We start from the raw sequence: 15293 nt of genomic DNA, 5'->3' as shown, positions 1-15293 counted from the left end.
GCGTTCCCCCGGTGGCGCACCCAGCATTAGGCATGCGGCGGTCGGGGACCTCTCACCATAAATGGGTAACAGTGCCGTGAGGTTCAAGACGGATCGCGCTGGAATCGCGTGAGCGGCACTTTTTCGTGAGAGGGACTTGGCAGGACCTGCTGCAATACCGATCTGTCGCAGAGTTATCCACAGGGCTATGTCGCCCTATAAAGAGGATAGAAGCCATGACAGAGCAGGCAGTGAGACTGGAAGCGATCGGATACAATCCCGAATGGTCCGCCTTTTTCGCGCGGGCCGAAGTGGTCGACGGGCAGGAACGGTTGGTTTATCCCGTGCTTTTCCGGGCTCCTCTGACTGCAGAATTCGCAAGGGTGACTCACGGTTTGATGGAGCATGCCCGGTATCTGCATCGCTCTGGCCGGTCCGACCTTCGGCTGCGCCGGGCGACTGTCCGCCCTGTGCCACCAATTGCCGCCTGACTCCGCATCCCGAAAAAAGATGCAAAATCGTCGTGATTTCACCGTGAAATCGCGTAAGGCTATCTTTAGTATCAAGCCTGTAAACAACCGGCGTCATGCGCCGTTTGCCCTGTAAAGAGTAATAAGGTTCGTAAGATGCATATCATCAAGGTTCGCGCGCGCGAGATGCGCCGTGATAGTCACGCTGCCTGCGTCAGTGGCGTGTTGTTGCTGGAAACGGAAACCGGCCAAATCAGCCTGAATGTCACGGTGCCAGCAAAAGAGGCGAGCCATAACGCATTGTGGCTGGATGCCTTGCGCCAATTGCAGCGCTTGCCTGAGTTTCGGCGCAACGGGCGTCAGATCACCTTGGCTGATACCGCTTTTGACGGGATGTGCGCAGAGGCTTGACGCCGCGCATCGCCGCCGCGACAAGGGCGCTATCCGACAGCAGAGGACCGCGCCCCATGACTGATGACCGCCTGATCGTAGCCCTTGATGTGCCCAATGCGCTGGAGGGTCTCCAATTGGCAGAGCAATTGGGTGCCTCGGTCGGCTTTTACAAGATTGGCCTTGGAATGCTGACGGGGGGCGGATTGGCCCTCGCTAACGAGTTGAAAACCGAGCAAGGCAAGCGAATTTTCCTCGACATGAAGCTCTTTGACATCGGCGCCACGATCGAGGCGGCGGTGCGGGGACTGGCCCAGTTCGATCTGGATTTCCTGACCGTACATGGTGATCCGCATGTGGTGCGCGCCGCCAAAGAGGGGGCCTCGGGCAAGCCGATGAAAATCCTTGCGGTTACGATCCTCACCTCGCTTGATCGCGCCGATCTCGATGCTGGGATGATCAAATCGGGCGACCTGCCTGATCTGGTGGCCGAACGCGCGGGCCGTGCCTTTGACGCCGGGGCCGATGGGGTCATTGCCAGCCCGCAAGAGGCGGCGATGATCCGTGCCCTGCCCGAAGCTAAGGGTCGCCTGATCGTCACACCGGGTGTGCGCCCTGAAGGCAGCGCTTTGGGTGACCAAAAGCGGGTGGCAACCCCGGCACAGGCCATCGCTGACGGGGCCGACCACATTGTCGTCGGCCGGCCCATTTGGGCGGCACAAGATCCACGCGCGGCGGCAGAGGCGATCCTGTCACAATTGCGCGGCTGATACTGGCACGGAGTTTTGGAGCGGGTAACGGGAATCGAACCCGTAACTGAAGCTTGGGAAGCTTTCGTGATACCTTTTCACCATACCCGCCGCGGCGCTATGGATAGCACTGTCACTTGGCCAGCTTCAAGCGAAAACTTGTGGGTCAGGCCTGTGCAAACGGAATGTCGGGTTTGGTTCACGCGCCAAAGCGGATTACGGTTTGCCCCTTGGGGGTGGTGCTGCGATAGACCACCGTATCGGGCAGGTGCAGCGTCAGCGGCACCTCAGCCTGTTCGGCACGCCACGGCTGTTTAAGGTCAAGGCAACTGGCCTCGGCGCCGGTGTAGTCACCGCGCGCTGAAACGCGGCGCAGATTGCCCAGATCCCGTGCTATTTCTTGGCCTGATTGCATCACGTGACTGCGGCGCAAAATCTCGCGCCCCAGCCCCTCGGTTTGAGCGTCCTGACCCGGCAGGTCGGACCAGACCCCGCAAAGATGCGCACGCCCATTGATCGGCCGCAGTTCGGCGGCAAGGCGCAGGCCCCCACCGCTGCTATAGCGCCCCTCGATAACCTGCGATGCACTCGAAAGCGGCAGGGTGCGGCTGTTACGGACCAAAAGCGGGATAACCTCCAGCGCCGCACTCATCGCGCCGGTGCCGGTCTGGGCAAAGTCGATCTGCGGACCACTGCCGCCGCCACTGCTGCGGCTGATCTGCTTGCGCGGCATGAATACTTCGGGCACGCGGCCCGGCTGCCATGACAGAGTGGTCAGGATGCACCCCGCTGGCGCACCCGCGTAATCAAGTCGTGGGGCGATCTGGGGCAGGTCCCCCAGATTCTGCGCAATGCGCTGGCCATCCACATACACCGTAGCCAAGCGCACGATCTCGCGGGCGGCACCTTTGGTATAGCTCGATTGGCTCTCGCTCTCGGACCATACTCCGCACAGGGCGGTGCGCCCATCGGTTGTGGGGCGCAACTCGGTCGCAATGGTCAGGCCGCCACCGTTGCTGAAGGTGCCATGCGCGAGGCTCACTCGCTCACTGAGCGCGGTTTGCGCCTCTGCCCCCCCAACCAGTCCGAGGATCAGGGCAAAAGTGATGGCGATCTGCGGCATGAGGTTCTCCGGTGCGGTTTATGCCAACCTAACAGCGCACGCGCACCGGCTCAATTGCCGTCATCCTTGGACAGGATGATGTCGGCGTCAGACCGCCACTTGCAGCAATTGTTCCTCAACCATCCGATCCGCGAGGGTTGCAGGGCTCAGGTCTTCGCCCGTTGCGCGCGTCAGGATATGTGCCATGCGCGCCTGCATCGCGCCCAGCCGCTCTTCGACCCAAGGCGCGCGTGGGCTGATCCGCAGGATTTCGGCAGCGACATTGATGATCCCGCCACCATTGGCGACGTAATCGGGCAGATAGAGAATGCCGCGCGCGCGCAGGCGCTCTGCAGCCTCGGGCGTAGCCAGTTGGTTATTGGCAGCACCACAGATCATCTTTGCCCCGATCTCGGGGATGCTCCGACTATTGAGCACGCCACCAATGGCACAGGGCGCAAAGATATCCGCGTCAACGGCATGGATGGTGCGCGGATCGACCATGGTTGCGCCGAATTCGCGTACCGTGCTGTCTGCATGGGCCGGGTTCATATCCGCCACGCTCAGCTTTGCGCCCGCCTCGTGGAGCAAGTGGCAGAGATGCCAGCCGACATGGCCCAGCCCCTGCACCGCCACATGCCGACCGCTGAGGGTGTCTGTGCCCCAAAGCTGCGCCGCGCCAGCGCGCATCGCGCCCAAGACACCGCGCGCCGTCACTGGCGAGGGATCGCCACTGGCATGCGCCCCGCAATCCAGCCCCGCGACAAACCGCGTTTCGCGGGCAAGCTCGGCCATATCCTCGGGAGACATGCCCATATCCTCGGCGGTCCAATAGCGTCCTTGCAGCATGTTGATCGCACGGCCCATGGCGCGCAGCAACGCGGGTGTCTTGTCGCGCGCGGGGTCCCCAAGGATGACCGCCTTGCCCCCGCCCAACGGCAGACCGGCGGCGGCGTTCTTGTAACTCATGCCGCGCGACAGGTTGAGCACATCCTCAAGGGCGGCGTCGTCACCCTCGTATACGCGCATGCGCAATCCGCCCGCAGCCGGGCCAAGCCGTGTGGAATGTAGCGCGATAAATCCGCGCAATCCGCTGGCGTGATCCTCGACGCGGTAAACTTCCTCATGGGTTGGGCTGGCAAGACGTGTGAGCATGTTGGACTCCTCCTTGCCCGCAAGGTAAGAGCGGTCAGGCGCGATAAAACAGCAAACTCATGTCAATCGCGTGTGACTTTTGGGTTATATCTCTAACAACAGGGGGCAAAACAGGAAAAATGGATCGCATTGACCGCCAGATCATCGCCGCCCTGCAGCGCGATGGACGTCAGCGATTGGCCGATTTGTCGACGGCAGTGGGCCTGTCGCCCACGCCTTTGGCGCGGCGGATTGCCCGGCTTGAAAGCGATGGCGTCATCACCGGCTATGCCGCGCGGGTGAACCAAGAGAAACTTGGCCTGCCGCTCAACGCCTTCATCTTTGTCGAGTTGGAGCATCACACCCGCGACGCGATAACCGCGTTTGAAAACCGACTTCGGCGGTTTGATGAGGTGATGGAATGCTACCTGATGACCGGCACACGCGATGTCCTCTTGCGGGTGGTGGCCGCAGACCTGAAAGATTTTGACCGGTTTCTTGAGGATGGGTTGATGCAGACACCCGGTATCCGCTCCATGCGGTCAAGTTTCGCGTTGCGTACCATGATCCGGCGCGACGCGCTGCCAGAGGTCTGAGCGGTGCAGCGGTTCGATGTGATCGTCATAGGGGCCGGGCCTGCCGGTGCCTCGGCTGCTTATGTGGCGGCGCGTGCCGGGCTGCGCGTGGCCCTGATCGACCGCAAGACCTTTCCACGCGAAAAACTTTGTGGTGGCCTCATCACCGGACGCGCGCGGCGGCATTACGCCGAGATTTTCGGGCATGAAATGCCATTTGATCCACAGGACCGCAAGACTACGGTGGATTTCCGCTATCGTGGTCAGCCGGTGGGGCTGATCGAGGACGCGCCAGCCCTCTGCGCCACAATGCGCTGGGATATGGATGCGATGCTCTGCGGGCATGCGATGGCGGCTGGGGCGCAGGATTTTACCGGGCAGGCAGTGGCCGAGATCGACTGTGACGCGCGGAGAGTGACGCTCAAAGACGGCGCTATGCTGCAGTATGAGGTTCTGATTGGCGCGGATGGTGTCAATTCCCAAGTGGCGCGTGCGCTCTTTGGTCAGCCATTTGACCGGCAGCGCATTGGGTTTGGGCTTGAGATTGAGGCGCGCGGCGCGCATCTCAATCCCGCGGGGCCAATCCGGATTGATCTGGCGGCGGCGCAATGGGGCTATGGCTGGGTCTTTCCCAAACGGTGCTCGACCACGGTTGGGGTGGGCGGTCTCTTGTCGGAGAACGCGGATATGAAACAGGCCATGTCAGCCTATTGCGAGATGTTGGGCATTGACGCCGCAGACCTGCACGTCAAAGGCCAATTCCTGCCTTTTGGTGATTTCCGCAAAATGCCGGGGCAGGGCGCCGTTCTGCTTGCAGGCGATGCGGCGGGGCTGGTTGATCCGATCACTGGCGAAGGCATCGGCTATGCCATGCAGAGCGGGCAATTGGCGGCAAAGGCGGCCCTTGCGGCGCTGAACGCGGGGCGGCCCCAGACTGCACTCAGTCATTATCGCCGCGCGCTGCGTCCCATGCATCGCGCCCTGCGAATGGCGCGGCTGATCCGTCCAGTGATCTTTCTGCCTGCGCTCGAGCCTGGGTTTGCCCGCGCCTTTCGACGCTCCTCCACCTTGCGCCATGAGTATTTGCGCCTGATGGCGGGCGAGGTCGAGTATGGTCAAATACTGACCCGTCTCGTGCTCCGCCTGCCCCGCCTTGGGCTACTGGCCCTGCGCGCCCGTTTCTGACAGGGATGGAAGGATGGGGGACGCTGTCCCCCAAACCTTCAGAGTGCCGCTTTGAACAGCGCCGTCAGATTGGCCTCGGTCAGCGTTACCGGGTTGCCGCCGCAGCTTGGGTCGGTCAGCGCATCGCGCACGAGGTCGGGAATCGCCGCCTCGGTCACACCGAGATCACGCAGGCTGCGCGGAATCCCGAGACTGTCGTTGAAGTCCTGCACAAAGGCGCGGAAGCCGTCGTAGCCGCCGGTGATGCCGAGATATCCCGCCGCCCGGTCGAACCGGTCGCGGATCACGTCGGCGTTCAGATCCAGCACTGCTGGCATACAGACCGCATTGGTGGTGCCGTGATGTGTGTTGAAATGCGCGCCAATCGGATGGCTCATGGCGTGGATCGCGCCCAGACCCTTTTGAAACGCGGTGGCCCCCATCGCGGCCGCACTCATCATCTGCGCGCGCGCTTCGATATCCGTGCCATCGGCATAGGCGCGCGGCAGGTAGTCGATCACAAGGCGCATGCCCTCTAGCGCGATGCCCTGCGACATCGGGTGGTAATGCGGGCTAGAGAACGCCTCGACGCAATGCGCAAAGGCGTCAAGCCCGGTGCCAGCGGTGATGAATTTTGGCATGCCGACGGTCAGTTCGGGATCGCAGATCACGACCGTGGGCAGGAATTTGGGGTGAAAGATGATCTTTTTCGCATGGGTTACGGAATTGGTGATCACGCTGGCGCGCCCCACTTCCGAGCCGGTTCCGGCGGTGGTGGGCACGGCGATGATCGGCGCGATGGCATCTGCATCGGCGCGTGTCCACCAATCGCCCACATCCTCGAAATCCCACACGGGCCGCGTCTGCCCCGCCATGAAGGCCACGCATTTACCCAGATCAAGACCCGAGCCACCGCCAAAGGCGATCACCCCGTCATGCCCGCCTGCCTGATAGGCGGCAACACCGGCGGCAAGGTTGATCTCATTGGGGTTGGGATCAACTTCGGAAAACATCGCCCGGCCAAGGCCTGCGGCCTCGAGGATATCGAGCGCCCCCGCCGTGACGGGCAGGCCCGCCAGCCCCTTGTCCGTGACAAGAAGCGGGCGCTTGATCCCGGCCTGTGCGCAGGCGGCGGGCAGTTCAGCAATCCGGCCAGCGCCGAATTTGATCGCGGTCGGATAGGACCAGTTGGCAGTCAGGGTCATTTCGTCACCTTCTTGAGATGGTAGGATTTGGGGCGCGTGAGGTTGTGATAGCCGATCACCGACAGACCACCGCCGCGCCCGGTGTTCTTGCAGCCGGTCCAGCAGAGGCCGGGATCGAGGTAATCGGCGCGGTTGAGGAAAACCGTGCCGGTCTCGATGCGGTCGCCCACCGCCTGCGCACGGTCGACATCGGCGGTCCAGAGGCTGGCGGTCAGGCCGAATTCGCTGTCATTCATCAGCGCAATCGCCTCTTCGTCCGAGGACACCGGCATGATGCCCACCACGGGGCCAAAACTTTCGTCGCGCATGACGCGCATCTTGTGGCTGACATTGGTCAGGATTTGGGGCGTCAGATACGCGGCACCGTCGTCCTCGGGCATCGTGGCGATATGCGCCTTTGCCCCCATTTCCAGCGCTTCGGCCACCTGTGCACGCACCTCTGCGGCAAAGCGCACATTGGCCATCGGCCCGATAGTGGTTTCAGCGTTCATCGGGTTGCCCAGTTTGTAGGAATTCACCAGCGCCACGGATTTCTCGACAAAGGCATCGAACAGGCTCTGATGCACATAAATCCGCTCGATCCCGCAACAGCATTGACCCGAATTGAACATCGCCCCGTCGATCAGCGTCTCGACGGCGGCGTCAAGATCGGCGTCTTCCATCACATAACCGGGGTCTTTGCCGCCCAGTTCCAGCCCAAGCCCCGTAAAGGTGCCCGCCGCCGCGCGCTCCATCGCGCGCCCGCCGCCCACCGAGCCGGTGAAGTTGATGAAATTGAACGCTCCGCCCGCAATCAGCGCCGATGTGGTGTCATGATCCAGAAACACGTTTTGGAACACATCCTCCGGCACGCCCGCAGCATGAAACGCACGCGCCATGCGTTCGCCCACCAAAAGCGTTTGCGTGGCATGTTTCAGCACCACGGTATTGCCCGCGATGAGCGCGGGCGCCACGGTGTTGATCGCGGTCATATAGGGGTAATTCCACGGGGCCACGACGAAAACCACCCCATGCGGCACGCGCTTGATATAGCGCAGAAACGTGGCATCTTCGCCCACCGCGATATCCGCCAGCGCGCTCTCGGCAATCGTTGCCATATGGCTTGCACGCTCGTTGAAGCCGCGGAATTCGCCGCCATAGCGCACCGGGCGGCCCATCATATGCGCCAGTTCCGGCACGATCTCGTCGTTCATCGCGCCTATGGCGGCGACACCGGCCATCACCAGATCAATACGCTCTTGCAGGGGGCGCGCGGCCCATGCCGCCTGTGCTGCCCGCGCGCGGGCCGCCACCGCTTGCGCCGCCTCCAGCGTCAGGACGGGGCGCTCGGCATAGACCGTTCCGTCAATGGGAGAGATACATTTCAACATTTGCATGATCGCATCCTTGATCGCGGGCATGGTGCCCGTCCTTTCGTCGTTCCAAAAATACTCAAATCCGCGCGTGCGGCACTCAGGCCCGCTCGAATCCGCGCGCCACCTCGTAATCCGTGACCACGCGGTCGAAATCCTCGATCTCGACCTCAGCGGCACGGGCATAGTGATCTATGACCTCGTCGCCAAAGGTTTCGCGCAGAAATTGAGACTGCTTGAGGGTGTGATAGGCATCGCGCAGCGTTTCCGGGATGCGCCCCGTCTGGCCGCTATAGGCATCGCCCGTCGCGGGCGGGGCCAGTTCCAGCTTGTCCTCGATGCCCTTGATCCCTGCTGCGAGCATCGCCGCCATGGCGAGATAGGGGTTGAGATCCGATCCGCCCACGCGGCATTCGACGCGAACCGCCTTGGACCCCTCGCCACAGAGGCGAAAGCCCGCTGTGCGATTGTCCACCGACCACAAGATGCGGGTGGGGGCAAAGGTGCCCTTTTGGAACCGCTTGTAGCTGTTGATATAGGGGGCGAGAAAATAGGTGTAGTCGGGCGCGTATTTCAGCAGGCCCGCCATGTAATGCTTCATCAGTTGCGACATCCCAAGGCTGTCTTGGGGATCAAAGAACGCGGGTTTTCCATCCTGCCACAGCGATTGATGCACATGGCTGGAAGATCCCACGCGCCGGTGATCCCATTTCGGCAAGAAGCTGGCGGCATGCCCCTGCTGCCATGCAATTTCCTTGATCGCATGTTTGGCGATGGTGTGGTAATCGGCCGTATCAAGAGCGGGGGCATATTTGATGTTCAGCTCTTCTTGCCCTGCTTCCGCCTCGCCTTTGGTGTTCTCGATGGGCAGACCGGCGGCATAGAGATGATTGCGGATGGGCCGCATCACATGCTCTTCCTTGGTGGTCTGGAAGATATTGTAATCCTCGTTATAGCCCGAGAGCGGCGTCAACTCGCGATAGCCGGATTTGCGGATGTCGTCATAGCTTTTCTCAAACAGGAAGAATTCCAGTTCCGTTGCCATCATCGCGTCAAAGCCCATGGCATTGAGCCGCGCCATTTGCCCCTTGAGCATGGCGCGGGGGCTGTGCGGCACCGGTGCATGGGTGTGGTGATCCAAGACATCGCAGAGCACCATCACCGTGCCTTCGAGCCATGGCATCGGGCGCAGCGTGCTCAGGTCGGGTTTCATCACATAGTCGCCATAGCCACGTTCCCAGCTTGTGGCGGCAAAGCCTTCGGGTGTGGTCATTTCCAGATCGGTGGCCAGCAGGTAGTTGCAGCAATGGGTCTCTTCCCACGCGCTGTTGACGAAATGGCCAGCGTGAAAGCGTTTGCCCATAAGGCGGCCCTGCATGTCCACAAGGCACACAAGCACGGTATCCACCTTGCCCGCCGCGACCTCTGCCTTGAGGGTTTCGAATGTCAGCCCCATGATGTGCTCCGTCTTTCCGTATCTGAACGTCTTTAATGGTTTCGGGTTGCGGGTAAAAGCGCCCCCCGGTGTGATGCCGGGGGGCGGTGTTATCAGGTATAGCGATAGGGCCGACCGGCCTTTTGCATGTCGGCGTTATATTTCTTGAAGATTTCGACAACCTTGGCCTTGGTCGGGCTTTCGGCGGCGATTTCATCCCAGAACACAAGGGCTGCATCCTCGACTTGCTGCCATTCGGCATCGGGAATCGTGGTCAGCTTCATCTTGTCACCATTGACGCGCAGGCTGGCCTCGCCGCCCCAATACCACCACTGGCGATAGTAATGCGACTGGTCACAGCAGACCCGGAACAGGGTTTGCAGATCCTCGGGCAGTTCGTTCCAGCGGTCCATATTGGCAAAGAACGACCCGGCCCAAGCGCCCGAGATGTTGTTGGTCAGGAAATAGTCGGTCACATCGGCCCAGCCCACCGTGTAATCTTCGGTGATCCCCGACCATGCGATTCCGTCCAACTCGCCGGTCTGCACCGCAACCTCGATGTCTTCCCACGGCAAGGTTACGGGGACGACGCCGAACTGCGTCAGGAACCGCCCCGCCGTCGGGAAGGTAAAGACGCGCTTGCCTTCCAGATCCTTGAGGCTGTTGATCGGCTCTTTGGTGGCGAAATGGCAGGGGTCCCATGCGCCCGCGCTGATATGCTTGACGCCGACCTTGGAATATTCCTCATCCCAGATTTCATTCAGCCCGTATTGGTTGAAAAGTACGGGCACATCCAGGCTGTAGCGGCTTGCAAAGGGGAAGTAGCCGCCAAAGACCGTCACTTCGGTTGGGCTTGCCATGCTGTCATCGTCGGACTGTACCGCATCAATCGTGCCGCGTTGCATGGCGCGGAACAACTCGCCTGTCGGCACCAGCTGATCGGCAAAGAAAAGCTCGATCTGCATCCGGTCGCCTGCGATCTTGTTGAACATGTCGATGGCGGGTTTCACCACATGCTCGGCCAGCGCGGCCCCGGCATAGGTCTGCATCCGCCAAGTGATCTTGGATTGCGCCAACGCGGGTGTGGCGAGCGGAGCGGCCAGCGCGCCCGCTCCAGCAGCGGTCAGAAACTTGCGTCTTGTGGTCATCGTCTTCTCTCCTTGTTGTGAAATCCGGCCCCTGTCCAGGGCTCTTCTCGGGGTTATTTTCCGTAAACATACTCTGGCAGCCAGAGGGCGATTTGCGGGAACACCATCACCAGAACCAGCGCCAGCACCATCACGCCGACAAATGGCACAATCGAGCGATAGATGTCGCGCAGGCTGATTTCCGGTGGTGCCATGGCCCGCATGAGAAAGAGGTTATAGCCAAAGGGCGGTGTCATGTAGGCAATTTGCGTGGTGATTGTATAAAGCACGCCATACCAGATCAAATCAAAGCCAAGCGCGCCCACCAGTGGCACGTAAAGCGGTGCGACAATCACCAGCATCGCGGTGTCATCCAAAAACGTGCCCATCAAGATGAACGAGAGTTGCATCAGGATCAGGATCATCCACGGGCTGAGATTCAATTGCTCGGTAAAGAGATATTCAATCGCCTTGACCGCGCCCAATCCGTCGAACACCGCACCAAAGCCCAAGGCGGCCAGAATGATCCACATGAACATGCACGAAATCGCCAGCGTGTTGCGCACCGAGGTCTCGAACACCTCTCGCGTCATCCGTCGCTTGAGCACCGCCGCCACAAAGGCTGCCATCGCGCCAATTGCCGAGCTTTCCACAAGGCTTGTCCAACCTTTCACAAAGGGGATCATCATCGTGGCAAAGATCACCAGTGGCAGCAGGCCCGCGCGCAACAACCGCAGCTTTTCCGCCAAGGGCACATTGCGCTCTTCCTCTGGCAGCACCGGACCAAGCTCGGGCTGAATCCGGCAGCGCACATAGATGTAGATGATGAACATTGTGGCCATCATCAGCCCCGGCAGAACCCCCGCCAGCCACAATTGCCCCACCGGTTGCCGTGCGATCATTGCATAAAGCACCAGCACCACCGACGGTGGCACAAGGATGCCAAGGGACGAGCCCGCCTGAATGACCCCGGTCACCATGATCTTGTCATAGCCGCGCCGCAACAGCTCTGGCAGGGCTATGGTGGCCCCAATCGCCATGCCCGCCACGGATAGGCCGTTCATCGCGGAAATCAGCACCATCAAGCCAATCGTACCAATCGCCAAACCGCCCCGTACCGGCCCCATCCAGACATGGAACATCTTGTAGAGATCATCTGCGATCTTGGATTCCGACAGAACGTAGCCCATGAAAATGAACATCGGCAGCGTCAGCAGCGGATACCACTTCATCAGCTTCATCGCGCTGGCAAAGGGCACATCCACCCCGCCCACACCCCAGAGCAGCATTGCCGCCGCCGCGCCCACAAATCCGATGGCACCAAATACCCGCTGCCCGGTCATGAGCATCAGCATCATCGAAGAAAACATCAAGAGGGCGATCATTTCATAGGGCATCAGACCGCCTCGCCTTTTAGCCTAAGGATGTCGCGGCAAAGCTCTGCAAGTGCCTGCAACAGCATCAGGAATACGCCAAGGCACAGAACGGCCTTGATCGGCCAGATCAGAGGCCGCCACGCGGTCGAAGACCGTTCCATGAAGCCGAACATCTCGCCCGCCGCCGTTGGCCCTTGGGTCACGAGCGTCTTGAACACCTGCCAGAACCACGAAAACGGCTCTGTCCCGAAATACCCCAGCGAATAGGCGGTAGAGCCTACAGCGCCATAGAGCAGCACCCCCAGATAAAACAGCAGGAAGAAGACCGTAAAGGCATCCACCCACGCCTTTGTGCGGACGGACCAAGCCCCGTAAAACAGGTCCATGCGCACATTGCTGCCCAGTTGGATCGAATAGGGCCCGCCCAGAACGTAATAGGCCACCATCACGAATTGCGCGGTTTCCAGCGTCCAGAGCGAGGGGTTGAAGAATGTCTTGGACACTGACGACCACAGTAGCACGCCGATCAGCACGAAAATCAGATACATCGCGACCCGCCCGATAAAGCGGTTCATGGCGTCAATGGCGCGAATATAGGCCCAAACGATCCTAGGCATGGGCGCCCCCTTTGACGGTCTCACCAAGAACGTTCAACGCCGGACGCAGCAGGGTCAAAACCTCATTCGCGAGGCGGGCTTGGCTTTCCGCACCTTGCAACAGGTCATTTCGGATTTCGATCATCACATTGGGCAGATCGTGCGCCAGCCCGTGCAGTTGTAGCGAATGGGTGACGCCATCCTCTGGCCCATAGGGATCATTGCGGCGGATCACGCGGTGGGGCAGGCGGTGCGCTTCAGCCAGCATGGCATCGGCCAATCGCGTGTCACTGTCATGCAAAATGCCGATCTCGCAGTCACGCTGCGCCCCGAACCATACTGGCGAAAAGCTGTGGATGGTAACCAGCGCTGTCGCCAGCCCAGCCGCTTTGCGTGCGCAGATCACTTGGCGAACCGCGCTGCAAAACGGCGTATAGACCTGCGCCACCCGTTGGGCGCGTTCCGCGGCGCTCAGCCCACGATTGCCCGGCACCTCGATTACCTCAGAGCGGTCTGGCATCGCACTTGTCGCCTCGGGCGGGCGGTTGCAATCATAGACGAGGCGCGACACGGTGGCGGCCACCATTGGTGAGCAAAGCGCCTCCGCCAGTTGTACCGCTACCGCGCGTGCGCCGGGATCCCAGGCCGCATGGCTGCTGCGCGCCTCTGCACTCAGCCCAAGCCCGCCATACTGCGCGGGGATGACATTCGAGGCATGCTCGCACAGGATCAGAACCGGGCCATTGGCCTGCGCACCGATCCCCTCGACCACGTCAGAATCATCCCAGTTCAGATTGCGTGTCATGCGCCCCCCTGCGGCATTTGTAAAAATGTTTCCACATGGGGAAATTTGTGTCAATATATTTCCAGAAGGCTTTGTCGGATTGCCATCCGGCCTGCCTGTTTCGACAGCACCCGTTCAGGAGCCGCGATGTGACCAAGCCCCCGCCAACCGTGCGCGACCTGATCCGCGCGCATTACAGCGCTCTCACTCAATCCGAACGCAAATTCGCGCAGGCGCTGTTGGACAGCTATCCGGCGGCGGGTCTGGCCTCGATCACGATCGTCGCGGCGAATGCGGGCGTGTCAACACCCACCATTGCCCGCATGGTGCAGAAACTGGGGTTCAAAGGCTATCCGCAATTCCATCAGGCGCTGCTTCGAGAGTTGGAGGCCAAGGTATCCGGCCCAACCCAACGCCGCGCCAATTGGGCGTCAGAGGCGCCCGCCACCCATTCGCTGAACCGATTTGCGCAGGCGGTCACGCAGAACATCGAACAAACCTTTGCCAATATCGACAGCGCCCGGTTCGATGCGGCGGCGCGCCTTTTGGCCGATACCGACGGGCGGCTCTATCTGGTTGGCGGACGTATCACGCGGGCGCTGGCCGATTACGCCTTTACCCATTTTCAGGCCGTGCGCGGACGGGTCACGCACATGACCTCGTCCTCCGCCACATGGCCGCATTACGTGCTGGATATGGCCAAGGGCGATACCCTTTTGATGTTCGACATCCGCCGCTATGAAACCAGCCTGATGCGGCTGGCCGAGATTGCCACGGCGCGCGGTGTCCGCGTGGTGTTGATCACGGATCAATGGATGAGTCCGATTTCAGATCTAGCCACCCATACCTTTAACTGCTGGGTCGAAATCCCCTCGGCTTGGGATTCCAATATCTCGACCATGATGCTCCTTGAGGCGTTGATTGCCGCCGTGCAAGAAGAACGCTGGCCCGCCACCCGCGAGCGGTATGAAGAGCTGGATGCCCTGTTTAACGCGACCCGGTTGTTTCAGAAATAAGCACGCCCTTGCCAGCGATAAGATGGGTGATCTGCACCGCCGCCTGCGCCACTGCCGCACCAAACTCTGAAATCTGGGCATCACGAAAACGGCTGCTGGGGCCAGAGATCGACACGCCGGCACATGGCTCTCCACGATCGTTGAAAATCGCGGCGCCGATGCAGGACATGCCGTCATACCTCTCGTTGCGATCAAACGACCAGCCGCGCGTGCGGGTCTCGGCCAGATCATCAAAAAGGGCACGCGGCGTGATCAATGTCTCTTCGGTGAATCCCTTGAGGCCCGCGCCCTTGAGAAGCGCCATCAGCCGATCCTCGGGTAGGGCTGCCAAAATTGCCTTGCCGGTTCCCGAGGCATGCATTGGCGTGCGCGATCCGGGGGGAAAGAAGGCGCGGATCGGATTTTGCGTCTCGACCTGACCGATGAAAACCACCTCTGCCCCATCCGGTACTGCCAGATTGGCGGTCTCGCCGGTCTGTTCCATCAAGCGCCGCATCACCGGGCGGCCCGCATCCGCCAGATTGGTCCGCTTGAGATAGGCAACCCCTGTGCGATAGGCTTCGATCCCGATGGTCCAATCCTGCCGCTCTTCGTCGAACCGCACAAAATCGCGCTTTTGCAGGGTCGTCAGAATGCGATGCGTCGTGGCGGTGGGAATGCCGAGGCTGAGCGAAAGATCCGTCAAGTTCACCCCTTCTTGCCGCGCCACGGCGGTCAGCACGGACAGCGCCCGGTCTAACGCCTGCATGGTGCCGGCGCTGCTATCGGCGAATTGCGATTTCGGGCGGCCGCGCGCGCGTTTGGTCTGAGTCATGGTGGCGATTCCCTTGTTGGAGGTC

Annotated in this window: 16 protein-coding genes and 1 tRNA gene; 6 read left to right on the top strand and 11 right to left on the bottom strand. The window is 60.9% G+C overall.

What is annotated here, in order from left to right; all coding sequences use genetic code 11:
- Positions 1–215 precede the first annotated feature (215 nt).
- The 3 genes from ACLGGT_RS05855 to pyrF all read left to right on the top strand — a co-directional run bounded on the left by ACLGGT_RS05855 (position 216) and on the right by pyrF (position 1609).
- On the top strand, positions 216–470 hold the full coding sequence (locus ACLGGT_RS05855; protein ID WP_008279777.1) for a hypothetical protein: 255 nt from the start codon (positions 216–218) through the stop codon (positions 468–470).
- Positions 471–605: 135 nt separating this feature from the next.
- Entirely contained in the window at positions 606–860 is a 255-nt protein-coding gene (locus tag ACLGGT_RS05850; RefSeq protein WP_008279776.1) for a hypothetical protein, read from the top strand.
- Between the two features lie 56 nt (positions 861–916).
- Positions 917–1609 (top strand): orotidine-5'-phosphate decarboxylase, encoded by a 693-nt coding sequence (gene pyrF, locus ACLGGT_RS05845; RefSeq protein ID WP_008279775.1) that lies wholly within the window; start codon positions 917–919, stop codon positions 1607–1609.
- Between the two features lie 16 nt (positions 1610–1625).
- Here pyrF and ACLGGT_RS05840 read toward each other — a convergent pair.
- From ACLGGT_RS05840 to ACLGGT_RS05830, 3 genes are all read right to left on the bottom strand, one after another.
- Positions 1626–1699 (bottom strand) — tRNA-Gly (locus tag ACLGGT_RS05840).
- An 88-nt stretch (positions 1700–1787) separates the two neighbouring features.
- Positions 1788–2711 (bottom strand): orotidine 5-phosphate decarboxylase, encoded by a 924-nt coding sequence (locus tag ACLGGT_RS05835; protein ID WP_437195265.1) that lies wholly within the window; start codon positions 2709–2711, stop codon positions 1788–1790.
- Positions 2712–2798: 87 nt separating this feature from the next.
- The gene (locus ACLGGT_RS05830; protein ID WP_437195264.1) at positions 2799–3845 is read right to left on the bottom strand and encodes a Glu/Leu/Phe/Val family dehydrogenase; all 1047 of its coding nucleotides are present in this window, start codon (positions 3843–3845) and stop codon (positions 2799–2801) included.
- A 119-nt stretch (positions 3846–3964) separates the two neighbouring features.
- On the opposite strand from ACLGGT_RS05830, the gene ACLGGT_RS05825 reads away from it, so the two are divergent.
- The gene (locus tag ACLGGT_RS05825; RefSeq protein ID WP_437195263.1) at positions 3965–4420 is read left to right on the top strand and encodes an Lrp/AsnC family transcriptional regulator; all 456 of its coding nucleotides are present in this window, start codon (positions 3965–3967) and stop codon (positions 4418–4420) included.
- A 3-nt stretch (positions 4421–4423) separates the two neighbouring features.
- The gene (locus ACLGGT_RS05820; protein WP_437195261.1) at positions 4424–5584 is read left to right on the top strand and encodes a geranylgeranyl reductase family protein; all 1161 of its coding nucleotides are present in this window, start codon (positions 4424–4426) and stop codon (positions 5582–5584) included.
- A 38-nt stretch (positions 5585–5622) separates the two neighbouring features.
- Here the strand turns inward: ACLGGT_RS05820 and ACLGGT_RS05815 are convergent, their stop codons facing one another.
- The 7 genes from ACLGGT_RS05815 to ACLGGT_RS05785 all read right to left on the bottom strand — a co-directional run bounded on the left by ACLGGT_RS05815 (position 5623) and on the right by ACLGGT_RS05785 (position 13459).
- Positions 5623–6768 carry an iron-containing alcohol dehydrogenase gene (locus ACLGGT_RS05815; RefSeq protein ID WP_151977370.1) on the bottom strand — a complete coding sequence of 382 codons (1146 nt, stop codon included), beginning with the start codon at positions 6766–6768 and terminating at the stop codon, positions 5623–5625.
- On the bottom strand, positions 6765–8168 hold the full coding sequence (locus ACLGGT_RS05810) for an aldehyde dehydrogenase family protein (RefSeq protein ID WP_420541221.1): 1404 nt from the start codon (positions 8166–8168) through the stop codon (positions 6765–6767). The genes ACLGGT_RS05815 and ACLGGT_RS05810 overlap by 4 nt, the downstream gene beginning before the upstream one ends.
- Before the next feature lie 52 nt (positions 8169–8220).
- Complete coding sequence (locus ACLGGT_RS05805; RefSeq protein ID WP_437195259.1) at positions 8221–9576, bottom strand: glutamine synthetase family protein; 1356 nt, start codon at positions 9574–9576, stop codon at positions 8221–8223.
- A gap of 92 nt (positions 9577–9668) precedes the next feature.
- Positions 9669–10703: a TRAP transporter substrate-binding protein gene (locus tag ACLGGT_RS05800; protein ID WP_008279766.1), complete on the bottom strand. Its 1035-nt coding sequence runs from the start codon at positions 10701–10703 to the stop codon at positions 9669–9671.
- 53 nt (positions 10704–10756) lie between these two features.
- The gene (locus tag ACLGGT_RS05795) at positions 10757–12079 is read right to left on the bottom strand and encodes a TRAP transporter large permease (protein WP_008279765.1); all 1323 of its coding nucleotides are present in this window, start codon (positions 12077–12079) and stop codon (positions 10757–10759) included.
- Positions 12079–12675 (bottom strand): TRAP transporter small permease subunit, encoded by a 597-nt coding sequence (locus ACLGGT_RS05790; RefSeq protein WP_081507355.1) that lies wholly within the window; start codon positions 12673–12675, stop codon positions 12079–12081. The genes ACLGGT_RS05795 and ACLGGT_RS05790 overlap by 1 nt, the downstream gene beginning before the upstream one ends.
- Complete coding sequence (locus ACLGGT_RS05785) at positions 12668–13459, bottom strand: N-formylglutamate amidohydrolase (RefSeq protein ID WP_437195257.1); 792 nt, start codon at positions 13457–13459, stop codon at positions 12668–12670. Before ACLGGT_RS05785 ends, ACLGGT_RS05790 begins: the two co-directional genes overlap by 8 nt.
- 128 nt (positions 13460–13587) lie before the next feature.
- Between ACLGGT_RS05785 and ACLGGT_RS05780 the strand changes: the two genes are divergently transcribed.
- Entirely contained in the window at positions 13588–14454 is an 867-nt protein-coding gene (locus ACLGGT_RS05780; protein ID WP_037296881.1) for a MurR/RpiR family transcriptional regulator, read from the top strand.
- Here ACLGGT_RS05780 and bhcR read toward each other — a convergent pair.
- Positions 14426–15268, bottom strand: a complete 843-nt coding sequence (bhcR, locus tag ACLGGT_RS05775) for an HTH-type transcriptional regulator BhcR (protein WP_008279761.1) — start codon at positions 15266–15268, stop codon at positions 14426–14428. The genes ACLGGT_RS05780 and bhcR overlap by 29 nt on opposite strands.
- Positions 15269–15293 lie beyond the last annotated feature (25 nt).

It is taken from the genome of Roseovarius sp. MS2 (assembly GCF_051447875.1).
GTDB lineage: Bacteria > Pseudomonadota > Alphaproteobacteria > Rhodobacterales > Rhodobacteraceae > Roseovarius > Roseovarius mucosus_A.
The sequence above is the reverse complement of the archived record's forward strand: the minus strand, read 5'-3'. Positions and strand labels throughout refer to the sequence as shown.

Excerpts from the sequence above, each read along its gene's own strand:
- ACLGGT_RS05825 (WP_437195263.1), top strand. The coding sequence starts at position 3,965 with ATGGATCGCATTGACCGCCAGATCATCGCCGCCCTGCAGCGCGATGGA.
- ACLGGT_RS05790 (WP_081507355.1), bottom strand. The coding sequence starts at position 12,675 with ATGCCTAGGATCGTTTGGGCCTATATTCGCGCCATTGACGCCATGAAC.
- ACLGGT_RS05795 (WP_008279765.1), bottom strand. The coding sequence starts at position 12,079 with ATGCCCTATGAAATGATCGCCCTCTTGATGTTTTCTTCGATGATGCTG.
- ACLGGT_RS05800 (WP_008279766.1), bottom strand. The coding sequence starts at position 10,703 with ATGACCACAAGACGCAAGTTTCTGACCGCTGCTGGAGCGGGCGCGCTG.
- pyrF (WP_008279775.1), top strand. The coding sequence starts at position 917 with ATGACTGATGACCGCCTGATCGTAGCCCTTGATGTGCCCAATGCGCTG.
- ACLGGT_RS05830 (WP_437195264.1), bottom strand. The coding sequence starts at position 3,845 with ATGCTCACACGTCTTGCCAGCCCAACCCATGAGGAAGTTTACCGCGTC.
- ACLGGT_RS05785 (WP_437195257.1), bottom strand. The coding sequence starts at position 13,459 with ATGACACGCAATCTGAACTGGGATGATTCTGACGTGGTCGAGGGGATC.
- ACLGGT_RS05835 (WP_437195265.1), bottom strand. The coding sequence starts at position 2,711 with ATGCCGCAGATCGCCATCACTTTTGCCCTGATCCTCGGACTGGTTGGG.
- bhcR (WP_008279761.1), bottom strand. The coding sequence starts at position 15,268 with ATGACTCAGACCAAACGCGCGCGCGGCCGCCCGAAATCGCAATTCGCC.
- ACLGGT_RS05815 (WP_151977370.1), bottom strand. The coding sequence starts at position 6,768 with ATGACCCTGACTGCCAACTGGTCCTATCCGACCGCGATCAAATTCGGC.
- ACLGGT_RS05850 (WP_008279776.1), top strand. The coding sequence starts at position 606 with ATGCATATCATCAAGGTTCGCGCGCGCGAGATGCGCCGTGATAGTCAC.
- ACLGGT_RS05855 (WP_008279777.1), top strand. The coding sequence starts at position 216 with ATGACAGAGCAGGCAGTGAGACTGGAAGCGATCGGATACAATCCCGAA.
- ACLGGT_RS05805 (WP_437195259.1), bottom strand. The coding sequence starts at position 9,576 with ATGGGGCTGACATTCGAAACCCTCAAGGCAGAGGTCGCGGCGGGCAAG.
- ACLGGT_RS05810 (WP_420541221.1), bottom strand. The coding sequence starts at position 8,168 with ATGCCCGCGATCAAGGATGCGATCATGCAAATGTTGAAATGTATCTCT.